The sequence below is a fragment of the Pseudomonas kielensis genome (assembly GCF_014236655.1).
GTDB classification, from domain to species: Bacteria; Pseudomonadota; Gammaproteobacteria; order Pseudomonadales; family Pseudomonadaceae; genus Aquipseudomonas; species Aquipseudomonas kielensis.
On the sequence record NZ_JACMYG010000006.1, the window covers coordinates 170,230 to 185,496 of the forward strand.

Here is a 15,267-nt window from a genome sequence, read left to right on the forward strand (position 1 = left end):
GGGTCGACAATCCGCCCCGGTGGTCAGTGGCCTTGGTTGATCGGCCGTTGCTCCAGCATGACCCGTTCGCGATCCAGTTCCGCACGCAGTTCCTCCTCGCTGGGCAGCACCAGTTTGTACTTGCTGGCGAAGAGCTGTTCGTGACCTTGCAGCATGGAATAGCGGACCACCGACTCATCCCGTTGTGCGCAGAGGATGATGCCCACGGTGGGGCTGTCTTCCGGACCGCGCTTGAGGTCGTCGTACATGCGCACGTACATGTCCATCTGGCCCACATCCTGGTGGGTCAGTTCGCCGCGCTTGATGTCGAAGATAACGAAGCACTTGAGCAGGTAGTTGTAGAACACCAGGTCGATGTAGAAATCTTTGCTGTCGGTGCTGATGCGTTGCTGGCGGGCAATAAAGGCGAAACCCTTGCCCAGTTCGAGCAGGAAGCCTTGCAGTTGGTTGATCAAGGCTTGTTCCAGATCGGTTTCCAGTACCGAGCCGGCATTGGGCAGGCCAAGAAACTCCAGCACCACCGGGTCGCGGATGAAGTCCCGGGGGGAGGTCGGCAGTTGCTGGATATGGGTCGTGGCTTCCTGCTTCACGGTCAAGCGATCGCGGCTGGCCAGCAGGCGTTCGTAGTAGAGCGTGCTGATCTGGCGTTCCAGGGCGCGGGTCGACCAGTTCTGGGTGGCGGATTCGTTCATGTACCAATGGCGGGCGTGGTCGTTTTCGACGCGTAGTAAGGCGCGGTAATGGGTCCAGCTCAATTCGTGACGCAGTGCGTCACATATTGGGAATGCCTGGTAGAACAGGCGCATGTAGCGAAGGTTTGAGCTGTCGAAGCCTTTGCCAAACTCTGCCGTCAGCACGCTCGCCAGCGTCGCCAACAGTTGCTTGCCATACCCCGCCCGCCTGGCGCCCTGCTGCTCGTACTCGACGATATGCTGCCCGATCTGCCAGCAGGTCTGCACCTGGGTGGTATCGACTGCGCGCAACACCTTGCGCCGCGCCTCGCGGATCAAGTCGCCAAGGTTGCCCAGCAGTGAGGCAAGTTGTGGCTCAGTAGCCTGGGGTTCGATGACGCTCATGAGGGTTTCCGCGTTGGGAAGAACAGGCGGGAGAGCTTCTCAGCAGTGGGGTGGGGCTGGATGCAGGGCGGGGCCTGGAAGTCTGCAGGAAAGACCTGTGGGTGCGCTGGAATCCAGCCAGAAGGGGCGATGCCCTGCCGGTGAGTCCTGTAGTCCTTTTCGTGGTGGGCTCAAGCTCAAATCGGTCTGAAACTTGGCGGTGTCGGCTGAAATCCAAAGAGGGTAACGATTGGGTTCGACAGAGCCCGGGAGTTGTCATCATGAAACCTGTTCGTTTGTTCCTGTTGCCCCTCGCGGCGGTCGGCTTGTTGCTGTTCCCAACGCTGGTGCCAGCCGCCAGTTATGAGCCGATCGATAGCGCCGGGGTGCAAGCCCAGCCACAGCAGCAAAACGGGATTACCTACCTGTCAGGCGGTATCGGCCTCGACGAGTCCCGAACCATTGAGCAAGCCCAGGGCTACAACCTGCACATGACCTTTGCCGTAGGCCCACAGAATCAATACACGGCCGACGTCGATGTCGTGGTGCAAAAGGCGCCAGGACAGGCCTTGCTGACGCTGGATAACGCCGGCCCCCTGGTCTACATGAAACTGCCCGCCGGCAAGTATTCGGTCATCGCCACGCGCCATGGCGAGGAGCGGCGTGATGTTGCGGATATCGGCAGTGGCGGCGCAAGCAATCTGGTCTTCCACTGGAATGATGCCCAGTAGCTGCGGTGCTGTTCGGGCATCCCGCGGTTTCCTGCGGGCATAAAAAAACCCTGAATCTTGCGATTCAGGGTTTTCGGTATTTGGTGCCCAGAGACGGAATCGAACCGCCGACACGGGGATTTTCAATCCCCTGCTCTACCGACTGAGCTATCTGGGCAACGGGGCGCATTAAACTGGTTTTTCAGGGGGTCGTCAAGCAAGTTATCAAAAAATATTTAATTATTACCGTCGCTTACGATCCAACCCCCGTATCCAAGGGATTACTCAGCCGGCGGCACGTAGCCTTCGGCCTTGGCGTAATCCTCGCCGGAGAAGAACTTGTCCATCTCGCCCTGAAGATATTTGCGGTCTTCGGCGTTCATCATGTTCAAGCGTTTTTCGTTGATCAGCAGGGTCTGGTGTTTTTGCCAGTCGCCCCAGGCCTTTTGCGAAACGTGGTCAAAAATGTCCTGGCCTTTGGCGCCCGGGAAGGGAGCGCGCTCCAGGCCCGGCAGTTCTTCGTTGTACTTGCGGCACATGATGGTGCGGGTCATGACGACTCTCCTGCGTTTAATACGTCGGCCGCGCGCTTGAGCAGTTTTTTCACCGGGGCGGCGAGGCCCAGGCGCGGCGGGGTGGCGAGGTTATACCAGAGCCAGTCGGCCTCGGCCACGTGATGGCCGGCCTCCTGGACCCTGACCAGCCAGGGTTCGATGGCCAACTGGAAATGGCTGAAGGTGTGGATCAGGTTCGGCAGCTCGGTCTGGGTGCCCAGTTGCAGCGAGTGTTGCAGGGCCAGGTGCTCCAGGTCGCCGAGGTCATCCAGCTCCGGCAGGCTCCATAAACCGCCCCACAGGCCCGTGGAGGGGCGTCGGTAAAGCAGGATGGCGCCGTCGCGGTTGGCCAGCAGCGGCATCAGTGTGCGCTTCTGGGGCACGGCTTTGCGCGGCTTGGGAATCGGGTAGCGGGTTTCCAGGCCCAGCATGTGAGCTTCACAGCCCTTTTCCAGCGGGCACAGCAGGCAGCTTGGCTTGCTGCGGGTGCAAAGCGTGGCGCCCATGTCCATCATCGCCTGGGTGTAGGCGTTGACGCGGTCGTGGGGGGTGAAGCGCTCGGCGGTGGCCCACAGCTGTTTGGCGACCTTGGGCTCGCCCGGGTAGCCCTCTTGCGCGGTAAAGCGCGCCAGCACCCGTTTGACGTTGCCATCGAGGATCGGCGCCCGCAGGCCCATGCTCAGGCTGGCGATGGCGCCCGCGGTGGACAGGCCAATGCCCGGCAGATCGGTGAGTTTTTCCACGTCTTGGGGAAATTCGCCGCCGTACTGCTCAACCACGATCTTCGCGGTCTTTTGCAGATTGCGCGCGCGGGTGTAGTAGCCCAGCCCGGTCCACAGGTGCAGCACTTCGTCTTCCGGCGCGGCGGCCAGGGCCTGGACCGTCGGCAATGACGCCATGAAGCGGTCGAAGTAGTTCAGCACGGTGCTGACCTGAGTCTGCTGCAACATGATTTCCGAGACCCACACCCGATAGGGGGTGATGCCCTGTTGCCAGGGCAGGTCGTGGCGGCCGTGGCGGTCGTACCAGTCCAGCACCGCCGTTGAAAATTGCTCGGCTTTCATCGCTTGAACAGCCCCTTGAGCGCGTTCTTCAGTTCCGGGCTGACTTTGTCGCCGAGTTTTTCATCGATTTTCTCGCTGAGCTTGTCGCCGGCCAGTTTGCTGGCGACCTGGCCGAGGCGCTCGTTGTCCAGGCGGCAGGCCTTGGCGCCGAGTTCCAGCGGGCCGCGGCAGCGCAGTGGCCATTCGATACCGACGAATTTCTCGCCCACCTGGCAGGCCGGGTCCGGTATGTCGCGCTGGTCGCCTTCGACGATGATGCCGACGCGGTAGTCCATGCCCAGTACGCGCAGGTCGACGTCGCCGTTGCCGTTGATGGTCATCCCCGGGATGCGCACTTTCAGGTCCGGATTGCTGGCGACGCCGTTACGCAGGGTCAGGTTGCCCTTGAGCTCCTGGAACGGGGTGTCCTTGCCTCGAGGCTCGCCGCTGAGGGTCTTGCGGTTGAGGGTGGCGATGCCTTTGCACAGCTGCTGTTCGAGGTTGGCGTTGAGCAACACGCCATTGTTGATCACGAAGCTGGCGTTGCCGTTGAGGCTGTCGATCAGGGTTTTCTGGCTGTTGCCGCTGGCGGTGAGCTGACTGTTGAGCGTGATCAGGCCTTTGACCGGTGGGTTTTTACCTTGGCTCTCGAGGATTTTTTCCGCGGGCACCCGGTTGATCGCCGTCTGCATGCTCAAGGCCGGTACTGGCTGGCGCACATCGAGGGTGCCCTTGGTGTTGAAGGTGCCGTTGTACAGCTCGCCACTGAGGTTTTGCAGGGTCAGCAAGCCGCCCTGGCCAGTGGCCTTGAGGGCCGCGTTGTGAATGGGCAGTTTGCTGAGGGTCAGTTGGCCGAAGCTCAGGTCGGCGTCGAGGTCGAGCTTGCTCAGGCGTTCGGCCGGGATCAGCTTGTCGTTGCTCCACGCGCCCTTGGTCGGGGCGTTGGGCAGGGGCGTGCTGCCGGCACCAGCCAGGGCGTCGGCTTCGGTGCTGCTGACTTCCGCCTGGCGGGCCACCGCTGCGCTGTTGGCGTCGGCGGACTTGGGCGGCAGGTAGCGATCAGCGTTGAAGGTGTCGGCCTTGAGCTGCACGCGCAGGGCCTGCTTGGCGAAGTCCTCGATGGCGATGCGGCCGCTGATGGTGCTGTCGTCGAGTTTCAGGTTGATGTTGTCCAGCGACAGGCTGGTGGGGGTCGCGGCCAGGCGGCTGGCCAATTCGACTTTGCTCAGGCTGCCCTCGGCCATGGCCGGGAGTTTCTGGCCGATGCTGTCGACAAACTTGGCCAGGTCAAACTGGGCGATCGACAGGGCGCCGCTGATTTGCGGGGTCTTGTCGAGGTCATTGGCTTTCAGTTCGCCGAGGGCGCGCAATTGATTGATGGACAGCTTGATGCCGGTCCATTCGGCGACGTTCGCCGCTTTATCGAGGAATACCTGCCCTTGGGCGGCAAAGGTCACGGCCTTGCCTTGCAGCGGTTCGCCGGTCAGTTCGCCTGACAGCTTCATGTCTTCGAACTTATAGCGCTGCAGCGCGCGTTCGAAGCGCAGTTCGCCATTGAGCTCGGTACGCACTCGCAGCACCGGCTGGTTGCTGGAGAGGAACGCGGTCAACTTGACGTCGATATTGGTCGCATCGTGTACGGGACCGGTGCTCAGTTGGATGCTTTCGGCGCTGAATTGTTTGCCGGTGCGCTCGTCGGTGTACTCCACCCGGGCGTTATTGACGGTCAGGCTGTCGATGTCGAGGCGAATCGGCTGGGCGGGTTTCTCTGTCGGGGCAGGAGCGCTGCCATCGGTGTCGCGGGTAGTCGCCGGTACTTCGGGCTGGCCCGCGACCGGCACGGCCTTGCCGATGTCTTCCCAGTTGCCGTGGCCGTCCTTGTCGCGGTTGAGGCGCAGGTTCAGGCCTTCGACCCGGACGTCGCTCATCTGCACTTCGCGGCGCAGCAGCGGCAGGACTCGCACTGAAAGGCCGAGCATTTGCAGGTCGGCGAACGGCGCCTTGGGGTTGCTCAGGGTCGCGACACTGGCTTCGTGCAGTTCCAGGCCGAGCCAGGGGAACAGGCTCCAGCCGATGTCGCCATTGAGCGTCAGCTCAATGTGGGCCTTGTCGCGGGCAATCTGGCGAATCTCGTCTTTGTAGTCATTGGGATCAAAGAAGTGGGTCAGGGCAAAGCCCAGGGCCACGATGACCAGTAACAGCCCGAGAAGTACCAGACCCAGGATTTTGCCGAACGCTTTCATGGGGCGAGTCCTTGTAGAGAGTCAAATTCGAAATTTAGCCGGGGAGTATAGCGCTCCGAAACTGACGACTGGTCAGCGATCGCTTCAGGTTATGTCCCGTGGCGGTTTCGGCTTGGTTGGCGGTGCCTGGGTGGGTGGCTTGCGCCGAGCAGCGGTCAGCGAAACGGCCAGTGATCAAAAGCCCGTTGGCCGCCTGATCGGAGCAGATCGCCTGCAAAACGCCAGATCAGACTGGTTTTTCTATTATGGGCAAATGGTAATCTTCGCCCGTCCGCCTGCCGTGCTGCGACCGGTTGTCGCGCTAAATGGAACTTCACTCGATAAAACAGCCATGCCAACGCGCAGTTGAGGCTGTGGGTGACGGGGGGCGGGCGAACCATACTAATAATTGGGGGAAACACATGAGCACGAGCACCGAGGCGGGCATTTTTGCGCCACCGCCGACGTTCCTGTCCAAGGAGCGCATCATCGCCAGGCCCGGCTTCAACCGCTGGCTGGTGCCGCCGGCCGCACTGGCCATCCACCTGTGCATCGGCATGGCCTATGGCTTTTCGGTGTTCTGGTTGCCGCTGTCCAAGGCCCTGGGTGTGACCGCGCCCGTGGCGTGCGCGCCAGACATGGGCTTTATCGCTCAGGTGTTCTCGTCCCAGTGCGACTGGCCCATCTCGATGCTCGGCTGGATCTACACCCTGTTTTTCATCTTCCTCGGTTGCTCGGCGGCGATCTGGGGCGGCTGGCTGGAGCATGCCGGGCCGCGCAAGGCCGGCGTGGTGTCGGCACTGTGCTGGTGCGGGGGGTTGTTGATTTCCGCACTGGGCATCTATACCCACCAGATCTGGCTGATGTGGCTCGGCTCCGGGGTGATCGGCGGGATCGGCCTGGGCCTGGGCTACATCTCCCCGGTGTCGACCCTGATCAAGTGGTTCCCGGATAAGCGCGGCATGGCCACGGGCATGGCAATCATGGGCTTTGGTGGTGGGGCCATGGTGGGCGCGCCACTGGCGGCCGCGTTGATGGGGCATTTCGCCTCGCCAGACGGAGTCGGTGTGTGGCAGAGCTTCCTGGTGATGGCGGCGATTTACTTTGTGTTCATGATCGGCGGGGCGCTGTCGTACCGCGTGCCGCCGACCGGCTGGAAGCCTGAGGGCTGGACCCCGCCGGCGAAAAAACTGGCCAACGCGATGATTACCCATCGTCACGTGCACGTGAATGTGGCGTGGAAAACCCCGCAGTTCCGCCTGGTGTGGCTGGTGTTGTGCCTCAACGTATCGGCCGGGATCGGCATTCTGGGCATGGCTTCGCCGCTGCTGCAGGAAGTGTTTGGCGGCAAGTTGCTGGGTAACGAGCTGGCATTCGGTCAGTTGGATGCCGGGCAACTGGCTTCGATTGCGGCCATTGCCGCCGGTTTTACCGGGTTGCTGAGTCTGTTCAACATTGGCGGGCGGTTCTTCTGGGCGTCGTTCTCCGACTATCTGGGGCGCAAAAATACTTACTTTGTGTTCTTCGCCCTGGGGTTTGCCCTGTATGCGCTGATCCCGAACCTCGGGCATCTGGGCAATGTCTCGCTGTTCGTCGCGGCCTTCTGCATCATCCTTTCGATGTACGGCGGCGGTTTCGCCACGGTGCCGGCTTACCTGGCCGACCTGTTCGGTACGCAGATGGTCGGGGCGATTCACGGTCGCCTGCTGACGGCCTGGGCGGCGGCGGGGGTGCTCGGCCCGGTGCTGGTCAACTACCTGCGTGAGTATCAGCTGAGCATCGGCGTCGAGCGCGCAGCGGCCTATGACATCACCTTGTACATTCTCGCCGGCCTGTTGGTGCTGGGGTTCCTCTGCAACCTGCTGGTGCGTCCAGTGGCAGACAAGTACTTCATGACCGATGCCGAGCTGGCGGCAGAACAGGCCCTGGGTCACGACAAGGGCGCCAACAGCACCACGGTGCTGGAGTGGAAGGCGTCGTCGGCCAGTGTGCCGTTGGCCGTGGCGGCCTGGCTGGTGGTGGGGATTCCGCTGGCGTGGGGCGTGTGGGTGACGCTGCAGAAGACGGCCGTGTTGTTCCACTGATTCATCGTGTTCGCGCGGTGTGCCGGTTGCACCGCGTTCACGGGCAAGCCCGTGCCAACAGGGGCTCGGTTGCACCCAGGTTCCTACATGTCATGACAGGTATATCCCCGGCCACGTTGGCTTCAACCCGTCAGGGATATCACTTGGCGTGTTTCTGTTTGCCGCAGCCGTGCCTATAATGGATGCCTTTTTCGCCCAATGATTTTGCGGAGCTGGTGATGGCCGAACGTATGGCGTCCGTCGAGCGCGACACTCTGGAAACCCAGATCAAAGCCTCGATCAACCTGGATGGCACCGGAAAGGCCCGATTTAATATCGGTGTACCTTTTCTTGAGCACATGCTGGACCAGATCGCCCGTCACGGGCTGATCGACCTGGATATCGAGTGCAAGGGCGACCTGCATATCGACGACCACCACACCGTGGAGGACGTCGGTATCACCCTGGGGCAAGCCTTCAGCAAAGCCATCGGCGACAAGAAAGGCATCCGTCGCTACGGCCACGCCTATGTGCCGCTCGATGAAGCGCTGTCGCGCGTGGTGATCGACTTCTCCGGCCGTCCTGGCCTGCAGATGCATGTTCCCTATACCCGCGCTACCGTGGGTGGGTTTGACGTTGACCTGTTCCAGGAATTTTTCCAGGGCTTCGTCAACCACGCCAACGTCAGCCTGCACATCGACAACCTGCGTGGCACCAACACCCACCACCAGATCGAAACCGTGTTCAAGGCTTTCGGCCGCGCCCTGCGCATGGCCGTCGAGCTCGATGAGCGCATGGCCGGGCAAATGCCTTCGACCAAGGGCGTCCTGTAATGCAGACGGTCGCGGTTATCGATTACGGCATGGGTAACCTGCATTCGGTGGCCAAGGCCCTCGAACACGTAGGTGCCGGCAAGGTGCTGATCACCAGCGATGCCAATGTGATTCGCGAAGCCGACCGGGTGGTTTTCCCCGGGGTCGGTGCGATTCGCGATTGCATGGCCGAGATCCGTCGCCTGGGCTTCGACTCGCTGGTGCGCGAAGTCAGCCAGGACCGTCCGTTCCTCGGCATCTGTGTTGGCATGCAAGCCTTGCTCGAACACAGTGAAGAGAATGACGGCGTGGACTGCATCGGCCTGTTTCCGGGCGCGGTGAAGTTCTTCGGCAAGGGCCTGCATGAAGACGGCGAACACCTGAAAGTCCCGCACATGGGCTGGAACGAGGTCAAGCAGGTGGTGGATCACCCGCTGTGGCACAACATTCCGGACCTGGCGCGCTTCTATTTTGTGCACAGCTACTACATCGCCGCCGGTAACCCGCGGCAGGTGGTCGGTGGCGGTCACTACGGCGTCGACTTCGCCGCTGCGCTGGCCGAAGGCTCGCGTTTCGCGGTGCAGTTCCACCCCGAGAAGAGCCATACCCATGGCCTGCAATTGCTGCAGAACTTCGCGGCGTGGGATGGTCGCTGGTAAATGGCCGTCAAGAAGAAGCCACCGATCCTGACCCTCACTCCTGAACAGGAGAACGAGGCCAATCACAAGATCAAGCGCTTCATGGAGGACCGCTTCGAACTGGACCTGGGTTCCTTCGAAGCGGCCGAAATCCTTGAGCTGTTTACCCGCGAAATTGCTCCGCACTATTACAACAGGGCGATTTTCGATGTGCAGACACACCTCAAAGAGAGGTTTGAAAGCATCGAAAGCGACCTGTGGGCGCTCGAGAAAAACTGATTTCCGAGCAATGCTGAAAAATCGAATTTGAAGGTTTGCCAGATGCTGATTATTCCCGCTATCGATCTCAAAGACGGTGCCTGTGTACGTCTGCGCCAGGGCCGCATGGAAGATTCCACAGTGTTCTCCGATGACCCGGTGAGCATGGCTGCCAAGTGGGTAGAGGGCGGTTGCCGTCGTCTGCATCTGGTCGACCTGAACGGCGCGTTCGAAGGCCAGCCGGTCAACGGCGAAGTGGTGACCGCGATCGCCAAGCGCTACCCGAACCTGCCGATCCAGATTGGCGGTGGTATCCGCTCGCTGGAAACCATCGAGCACTACGTCAAGGCGGGCGTGAGCTACGTGATCATCGGCACCAAGGCCGTGAAGGATCCGGCGTTCGTTGCCGAAGCCTGCCGCGCGTTCCCGGGCAAGGTGATTGTTGGCCTGGACGCCAAGGACGGTTTTGTCGCCACTGACGGCTGGGCCGAAATCAGCACCGTGAACGTCATCGACCTGGCCAAGCAATTCGAATCCGATGGCGTGTCTGCCATCGTTTATACCGACATCGCCAAAGACGGCATGATGCAGGGTTGCAACGTGTCGTACACCGCGGCCCTGGCGGCGGCCACCCGGATCCCGGTGATTGCCTCCGGTGGCATCCACAACCTGGGTGACATCAAGTCGCTGCTCGACGCTCGCGCACCGGGCATCATCGGCGCCATCACCGGCCGGGCGATCTACGAAGGCACCCTCGACGTCGCCGAGGCGCAAGCCTTCTGCGACTCGTACCAAGGCTGAGGACTGACCATGGCGCTGGCCAAACGCATCATCCCTTGCCTGGACGTGGACAACGGCCGGGTCGTCAAAGGTGTGAAGTTCGAGAACATCCGTGACGCCGGCGACCCGGTGGAAATTGCCCGTCGCTACGACGAGCAGGGTGCCGACGAGATTACCTTTCTCGACATCACCGCCAGCGTCGATGGCCGCGACACCACCTTGCATACCGTCGAGCGCATGGCCAGCCAGGTGTTCATCCCGCTGACCGTGGGCGGTGGTGTGCGCACCGTGCAAGACATTCGCAACCTGCTCAATGCCGGTGCGGACAAGGTCTCGATCAACACCGCGGCGGTGTTCAACCCGGAGTTCGTCGGCGAAGCCGCGCAGCATTTCGGCTCGCAGTGCATCGTCGTGGCCATCGACGCCAAGAAAGTCTCCCTGCCGGGCGAAACCCCGCGCTGGGAAATCTTCACCCACGGCGGGCGCAAACCCACCGGGCTGGATGCGGTGGAGTGGGCGAAGAAGATGGAAGGCCTGGGGGCAGGGGAAATCCTCCTGACCAGCATGGACCAGGACGGCATGAAAAACGGCTTCGACCTGGGCGTGACCCGCGCCATCAGCGATGCCCTGGGGATCCCGGTGATCGCTTCCGGCGGCGTCGGCAATCTGCAGCACCTGGCGGACGGTATCCTCGACGGTCACGCCAGCGCAGTGCTGGCGGCCAGTATCTTTCACTTCGGCGAGTACACCGTGCCGGAAGCGAAGGCCTACATGGCAGCACGCGGTATCGTGGTTCGATAAAGGCCAGTGGACAGCATGGCGGGCTCAAGGCAAGCTTGGGCACGCCAATGGACTGCGGTAGCCGACATGCTCAGACGCCTATTCCTCGTTCTTGCCAGTGCTTCGTTACTGTTCAGCGGCGTGCTACGTGCCGCTGAAAAAACCGATATCGACCTGGTCTTGCTGACGGAAAACTTCCCGCCCTACAACATGGCGAAGAACGGCAAGAACTTCGCTCAGGACGAGAACATCAATGGCATCGCCGTGGACATCGTCCGCGAGATATCAAAGCGGGCCAACATCACCTACAGCCTGACCCTGCGTTTCCCCTGGGAGCGCGTCTACAAACTCGCCCTGGAAAATCCCGGTTACGGGGTGTTCGTCATGGCGCGCCTGCCCGACCGCGAAAAACTCTTCAAGTGGGTCGGCCCCATTGGTCCGGACGACTGGATCATGCTGGCCAAGGCTGACAGCAAAATCACCCTGCAGTCCCTGGAAGACGCGCGCCAATACAAGATCGGCGCCTACAAGGGCGACGCCATTGCCGAGACCTTGGCCAAGCAGGGGCTCAAGCCGGTCGTGGTACTGCGCGATCAGGACAACGCGAAAAAGCTGCTCAATGGCCAGATCGATCTGTGGGCCACCGGCGACCCAGCCGGGCGCTATCTGGCGCGCCAGGAGGGGGTCACCGGCTTGAAGACGGTCCTGCGTTTCAACAGTGCGCAACTGTATCTGGCGTTGAACCGCGAGGTGCCTGACGAAACCGTCGCCAAATTGCAGGCAGCGCTCGATCAGTTGCGCAAGGAAGGCGGGGTCGACGAGATCATGGGGCGGTACCTGTAGGTTTTTGACGATCCGCTATTGCTCCGGCGGATATTCGCTCACATGCAGTTTGTCGTAGTCGGAGTAGCTGCCCTCGTGTGCCACTTGTGTGCCGTTGCTGCGTAGCAATTGGTAGTCGAACTGTGTGCGGTAAACCGCCACGATGCGCTTCTTCGCCACGATGGTGACGACGTGAGCCGACAGGGGAGCGACCAACCTGCTGCGCTGAGTGTCGGCGTCGAGGGGGGAGAAGCTGCTGCCCAGTTTCGCCGAGAATGCGACAGAGAAGGTTGGAGGCAGCGAGATGGAAAACTCCGGCAACCTGGAGTTCCATTCGGCGCCCACCTCGACAGAGGTCAGGCGAGAGAATGTTGCGAGGCTATCGGCATTTTGTACCTCGTCAAACCATTTGAAGGTTTGCCCTGCGGAGCTGGTGTTATGGCCGTAACCGATCAGCACGTACTGCTCTTTTTTTAGCACGTGGTAGTAGGGGCTCGTACGAAACTGCTCGAACGCACTCAGGTCGGGATCTTTGATTGCGAACCAGGGGAGCCGTGCCGTTAGGGTGACGGTGGCCGGTTGCGTTGAGGCGGGTGGTTCGTATCCGGTGAGGGACGGAGGCAGTGGCGCAGGTTCGGCTTTGAGCGAAAGCCGCATTCGCAGGCAGTACGCGCCGGTGTGCATCACGGGTTTGGTATAGCTGTTGACGCCCACGAATGTGCCCGGCGCAAAATGAATCTCTCCCGCCGCTGCGGCAGGTGGGCGGACGCTCCAGACGCTGAAGTCCTGCTTGGCACGACTGCCCTTGTCGCTCCAGATCATGTTGTCGATGGATGACGCCACGACCAGGTCCGCCCGCACGCACCGCACGGAGTTGACCGAAGGTTTGTCGAGACCGTCAGCGCACACCAGGCCAAGTGCCACGTAGCCATCAGGTGCAATGGGACGCCAGATCGAACAGTCGGTGTTGGCGCCTGAACCCTTGTCTTTCCAGACCTGTTCAAAGTCATCGGGCTTGCTCAGGGCCTTGCCTGGGTTGGCGGCCGTACTGGGCAGCTCGCCTTCGCAAACCACGGCCACCACTCTTCGATGGTTGATGTTGTCGTGACCGGAGACGGCGAGGTCGCCGAGTGGGAAAAAGCCCGGCAGCAAATCAGGGGCGGGGCTGGGACGCCAAAAACCACCGGGTTTGGAGCGTGAGCCTTTGTTATCCCAGATCCGGTGAAACTCGGTCGTAAAGTTGATCAGCAGGTTTTCAACTTTTATTGATTCCATTGGCCTTGCGAGTGCCGCGTCATCGTCATGTGGGTTCATGGTCATTCCTGGTCATTGAAAGGCAACCCGATCGGGTTGCGGATTTCAATATCCAGAATTGGATGAGGCGGCTGGCGGTAACTATGTAGTGGCCCGCTGCTGCTTACTGGCGATAAGTCCCGTCTTTGCCATGGGCGGCCATGGCGCGATTGCTGCGCACGCTGATCATCTGCCGGATGTTGATCCAGTCGATGCCCTGGGCCTTGAGCTTGGGCAGTTCGCGCTCGAGCACCGCCAGGGTCTGGGGGTAGGGATGGCCGATCATCACCGCCGAACCCTGTTTGCGCGCCAGGCTGATGGCGCTCTGCAGTTGGTTGTAGATCGCGGCTTCATTGCGTTCGTCATCGAGAAACACATCCCGTGAAACGCTGGCCAGGCCGATCTTCTGCGCCTCGGCGGCGGCGACGGTCTGGGCGCTGGTGCGGCTGTCGACGAAAAGCTTGTGCCGGCGTTGCAACTCGGCCATCAACCAGGCCATGGCCGGCTGCTGGGCGGTCATGCGGCTGCCCATGTGATTGTTGATGCCGGCGGTGTAGGGGACGGCCTTGAACGCGGCGTCCAGGCGCTTGCGCAGCTCTTCGATGGGCAGCTCGGGGTGCCAGGCGAACGGGCCGGTGGCCGGGTCCATGGGCATGTGCAGGATGACGATCTTGCCTGCGCGGTGGGCCTCGCGGGCAAATTCGGTGGCATGGGGGGTGTCGGGCATGATCGCCGCGGTGACCGGCCCGGGCAGCGCCAGGACGCGGCGATCCCGGGGCAGGTTCTGCCCCAGGTCATCGATGATCAGGCTCAGGTAGGCCTTGTGGGGTGGCGCCTGCCCGGGCGTCGCATGGGCAACGCCGGCCAGGCAGCACAGCAGGCCGAGGAACCACCGCAGGCGCATCTCAGCGGCCGCGGGTAATGCTCAGGCCCTTGAGCAGGCTCAGCGCCTGGGCCAGTTGGTAGTCGTCGTCCTGTGGCATCGGCTTGGCCTTGCCGCCGGAGCCGCTTGGCTTGTCGGCGCCGCCGTTGCCATTGCCCAGGTGGCCTTGCAGGTCAGCTTCCTTGAAGTACTCGCTGTCCTGCTCGTTGGTGATCTTGGCCCGACGCACTTCGATGTCCGGAACGATGCCCTGGGCCTGGATCGAGCGCCCGTTCGGGGTGAAGTACAGTGCGGTGGTGATCTTCAGCGCGCGGTCGTTGTTCAGCGGCAGCACGGTTTGCACCGAGCCCTTGCCGAAGCTGGTGGTGCCCATGACGACTGCACGTTTCTGGTCCTGCAGGGCGCCGGCGACAATTTCCGAGGCCGAGGCGCTGCCGCCGTTGATCAGCACCACCATCGGCACTGCTTCGCTTTCATCCTTGCCGGTGGCCGAGAAGCGCAGTTCGGAGTTGGCGATCCGGCCCTTGGTGTAGACGATCAGGCCCTTGGTGATGAAGTGGTCGACCACTTCCACCGCCGATTGCAGGACGCCGCCCGGGTTGTTGCGCAGGTCGAGCACGATGCCGCTGAGCTTCTTGCCGTTTTCCTTGCGCAGCTTGGCCAGGGCCTGGGAGACCTCTTCGCCGGTCTTGACCTGGAACTGGGTGATGCGGATGTAGCCGTAGCCCGACTCCAGCAACTGCGCCTTCACGCTCTTGACCTGGATGGTCGCACGGGCCAGCGTCACGTCGAACGGGGTGCCGCCGTCGCGGACCAGGGTCAGGGTGATCTTCTCGCCGATCTTGCCGCGCATGCGGTCCACGGCTTCGGTCAGGCTCTGGCCTCGGGTCGGTTGGCCGTTGATCTTGACGATGAAGTCGCCAGCCTGGATGCCTGCCTTGGAGGCAGGGGTGTCGTCGATCGGCGACACCACTTTGATGAAGCCGTCTTCGGAGCCGACTTCGATGCCCAGGCCACCAAACTCGCCGCTGGTGCTTTCCTGCAGCTCGGCGAAGTCTTCCGGCCCCAGGTAGGCGGAGTGTGGGTCGAGGTTGCTGAGCATGCCCTTGATGGCGTTTTCCAGCAGGGTCTTGTCGTCCACCGGCTCGACATACGCGGCCTTGATCCGGTCCATGACCTCGGCAAAGGTGCGCAACTCATCCAGCGGCAATGGCGCCTTGGTGGTCGCAGCCGAGGTCGACGAGGCCGGTTCAGCGGCAAACGCCAGGGGCGCACCGATCACCAGGGCGATCGTCAGGGCCAGCGAAGTGAGGCGGGACAAATGCAGCATGTCGAACGAACTCCTGAGTTAGAT

15 protein-coding genes and 1 tRNA gene are annotated in these 15,267 nt (G+C 61.8%); 8 read left to right on the top strand and 8 right to left on the bottom strand.

All coding sequences use genetic code 11. The features are described from left to right. Positions 1-23: 23 nt before the first annotated feature. Entirely contained in the window at positions 24-1,076 is a 1,053-nt protein-coding gene (locus H7995_RS08370; protein WP_185818235.1) for a PDDEXK nuclease domain-containing protein, read from the bottom strand. Between the two features lie 260 nt (positions 1,077-1,336). Between H7995_RS08370 and H7995_RS08375 the strand changes: the two genes are divergently transcribed. Then, entirely contained in the window at positions 1,337-1,786 is a 450-nt protein-coding gene (locus H7995_RS08375) for a carboxypeptidase regulatory-like domain-containing protein (RefSeq protein ID WP_166592434.1), read from the top strand. Between the two features lie 81 nt (positions 1,787-1,867). Here H7995_RS08375 and H7995_RS08380 read toward each other — a convergent pair. The 4 genes from H7995_RS08380 to H7995_RS08395 all read right to left on the bottom strand — a co-directional run bounded on the left by H7995_RS08380 (position 1,868) and on the right by H7995_RS08395 (position 5,605). After that, a tRNA-Phe gene (locus tag H7995_RS08380) sits at positions 1,868-1,943 on the bottom strand. A 103-nt stretch (positions 1,944-2,046) separates the two neighbouring features. Next, entirely contained in the window at positions 2,047-2,319 is a 273-nt protein-coding gene (locus H7995_RS08385) for an oxidative damage protection protein (protein WP_166592435.1), read from the bottom strand. Then, complete coding sequence (gene mutY, locus H7995_RS08390; RefSeq protein ID WP_166592436.1) at positions 2,316-3,383, bottom strand: A/G-specific adenine glycosylase; 1,068 nt, start codon at positions 3,381-3,383, stop codon at positions 2,316-2,318. Before mutY ends, H7995_RS08385 begins: the two co-directional genes overlap by 4 nt. After that, positions 3,380-5,605 carry an AsmA family protein gene (locus tag H7995_RS08395; protein WP_185818236.1) on the bottom strand — a complete coding sequence of 742 codons (2,226 nt, stop codon included), beginning with the start codon at positions 5,603-5,605 and terminating at the stop codon, positions 3,380-3,382. The genes mutY and H7995_RS08395 overlap by 4 nt, the downstream gene beginning before the upstream one ends. A gap of 401 nt (positions 5,606-6,006) precedes the next feature. On the opposite strand from H7995_RS08395, the gene H7995_RS08400 reads away from it, so the two are divergent. The 7 genes from H7995_RS08400 (at position 6,007) to H7995_RS08430 (ending at position 11,758) form a co-directional block, all read left to right on the top strand. Next, positions 6,007-7,668 (top strand): OFA family MFS transporter, encoded by a 1,662-nt coding sequence (locus H7995_RS08400; RefSeq protein WP_185818237.1) that lies wholly within the window; start codon positions 6,007-6,009, stop codon positions 7,666-7,668. A 218-nt stretch (positions 7,669-7,886) separates the two neighbouring features. Next, entirely contained in the window at positions 7,887-8,480 is a 594-nt protein-coding gene (gene hisB / locus H7995_RS08405) for an imidazoleglycerol-phosphate dehydratase HisB (protein ID WP_095167520.1), read from the top strand. After that, positions 8,480-9,118, top strand: coding sequence for an imidazole glycerol phosphate synthase subunit HisH (hisH, locus tag H7995_RS08410; protein ID WP_166592439.1), 639 nt, complete (start codon positions 8,480-8,482; stop codon positions 9,116-9,118). The genes hisB and hisH overlap by 1 nt, the downstream gene beginning before the upstream one ends. Continuing rightward, entirely contained in the window at positions 9,119-9,376 is a 258-nt protein-coding gene (locus tag H7995_RS08415; protein WP_008024930.1) for a DUF2164 domain-containing protein, read from the top strand. It begins immediately after the preceding gene. Between the two features lie 42 nt (positions 9,377-9,418). Next, entirely contained in the window at positions 9,419-10,156 is a 738-nt protein-coding gene (gene hisA / locus H7995_RS08420; RefSeq protein WP_166592440.1) for a 1-(5-phosphoribosyl)-5-[(5-phosphoribosylamino)methylideneamino]imidazole-4-carboxamide isomerase, read from the top strand. Positions 10,157-10,165: 9 nt separating this feature from the next. Further along, positions 10,166-10,936 carry an imidazole glycerol phosphate synthase subunit HisF gene (hisF, locus tag H7995_RS08425; protein ID WP_166592441.1) on the top strand — a complete coding sequence of 257 codons (771 nt, stop codon included), beginning with the start codon at positions 10,166-10,168 and terminating at the stop codon, positions 10,934-10,936. A gap of 66 nt (positions 10,937-11,002) precedes the next feature. Then, positions 11,003-11,758 carry a substrate-binding periplasmic protein gene (locus H7995_RS08430; RefSeq protein ID WP_166592442.1) on the top strand — a complete coding sequence of 252 codons (756 nt, stop codon included), beginning with the start codon at positions 11,003-11,005 and terminating at the stop codon, positions 11,756-11,758. A 15-nt stretch (positions 11,759-11,773) separates the two neighbouring features. On the opposite strand, the gene H7995_RS08435 is transcribed toward H7995_RS08430, so the two are convergent. The 3 genes from H7995_RS08435 to H7995_RS08445 form a co-directional block, all read right to left on the bottom strand. Beyond that, entirely contained in the window at positions 11,774-13,051 is a 1,278-nt protein-coding gene (locus tag H7995_RS08435) for a Vps62-related protein (RefSeq protein ID WP_166592443.1), read from the bottom strand. A 103-nt stretch (positions 13,052-13,154) separates the two neighbouring features. Next, on the bottom strand, positions 13,155-13,934 hold the full coding sequence (locus tag H7995_RS08440; RefSeq protein WP_185818238.1) for a divergent polysaccharide deacetylase family protein: 780 nt from the start codon (positions 13,932-13,934) through the stop codon (positions 13,155-13,157). A gap of 1 nt (position 13,935) precedes the next feature. Further along, positions 13,936-15,243: a S41 family peptidase gene (locus tag H7995_RS08445; RefSeq protein WP_166592445.1), complete on the bottom strand. Its 1,308-nt coding sequence runs from the start codon at positions 15,241-15,243 to the stop codon at positions 13,936-13,938. Positions 15,244-15,267 lie beyond the last annotated feature (24 nt).

Bases quoted from the DNA above. Each gene is read 5' to 3' on its own strand.
- hisA (WP_166592440.1), top strand. From the start codon at position 9,419: ATGCTGATTATTCCCGCTATCGATCTCAAAGACGGTGCCTGTGTACGT.
- hisF (WP_166592441.1), top strand. From the start codon at position 10,166: ATGGCGCTGGCCAAACGCATCATCCCTTGCCTGGACGTGGACAACGGC.
- H7995_RS08395 (WP_185818236.1), bottom strand. From the start codon at position 5,605: ATGAAAGCGTTCGGCAAAATCCTGGGTCTGGTACTTCTCGGGCTGTTA.
- H7995_RS08430 (WP_166592442.1), top strand. From the start codon at position 11,003: ATGCTCAGACGCCTATTCCTCGTTCTTGCCAGTGCTTCGTTACTGTTC.
- H7995_RS08415 (WP_008024930.1), top strand. From the start codon at position 9,119: ATGGCCGTCAAGAAGAAGCCACCGATCCTGACCCTCACTCCTGAACAG.
- H7995_RS08375 (WP_166592434.1), top strand. From the start codon at position 1,337: ATGAAACCTGTTCGTTTGTTCCTGTTGCCCCTCGCGGCGGTCGGCTTG.
- H7995_RS08445 (WP_166592445.1), bottom strand. From the start codon at position 15,243: ATGCTGCATTTGTCCCGCCTCACTTCGCTGGCCCTGACGATCGCCCTG.
- H7995_RS08440 (WP_185818238.1), bottom strand. From the start codon at position 13,934: ATGCGCCTGCGGTGGTTCCTCGGCCTGCTGTGCTGCCTGGCCGGCGTT.
- H7995_RS08385 (WP_166592435.1), bottom strand. From the start codon at position 2,319: ATGACCCGCACCATCATGTGCCGCAAGTACAACGAAGAACTGCCGGGC.
- H7995_RS08400 (WP_185818237.1), top strand. From the start codon at position 6,007: ATGAGCACGAGCACCGAGGCGGGCATTTTTGCGCCACCGCCGACGTTC.
- H7995_RS08435 (WP_166592443.1), bottom strand. From the start codon at position 13,051: ATGAACCCACATGACGATGACGCGGCACTCGCAAGGCCAATGGAATCA.
- mutY (WP_166592436.1), bottom strand. From the start codon at position 3,383: ATGAAAGCCGAGCAATTTTCAACGGCGGTGCTGGACTGGTACGACCGC.
- hisB (WP_095167520.1), top strand. From the start codon at position 7,887: ATGGCCGAACGTATGGCGTCCGTCGAGCGCGACACTCTGGAAACCCAG.
- H7995_RS08370 (WP_185818235.1), bottom strand. From the start codon at position 1,076: ATGAGCGTCATCGAACCCCAGGCTACTGAGCCACAACTTGCCTCACTG.
- hisH (WP_166592439.1), top strand. From the start codon at position 8,480: ATGCAGACGGTCGCGGTTATCGATTACGGCATGGGTAACCTGCATTCG.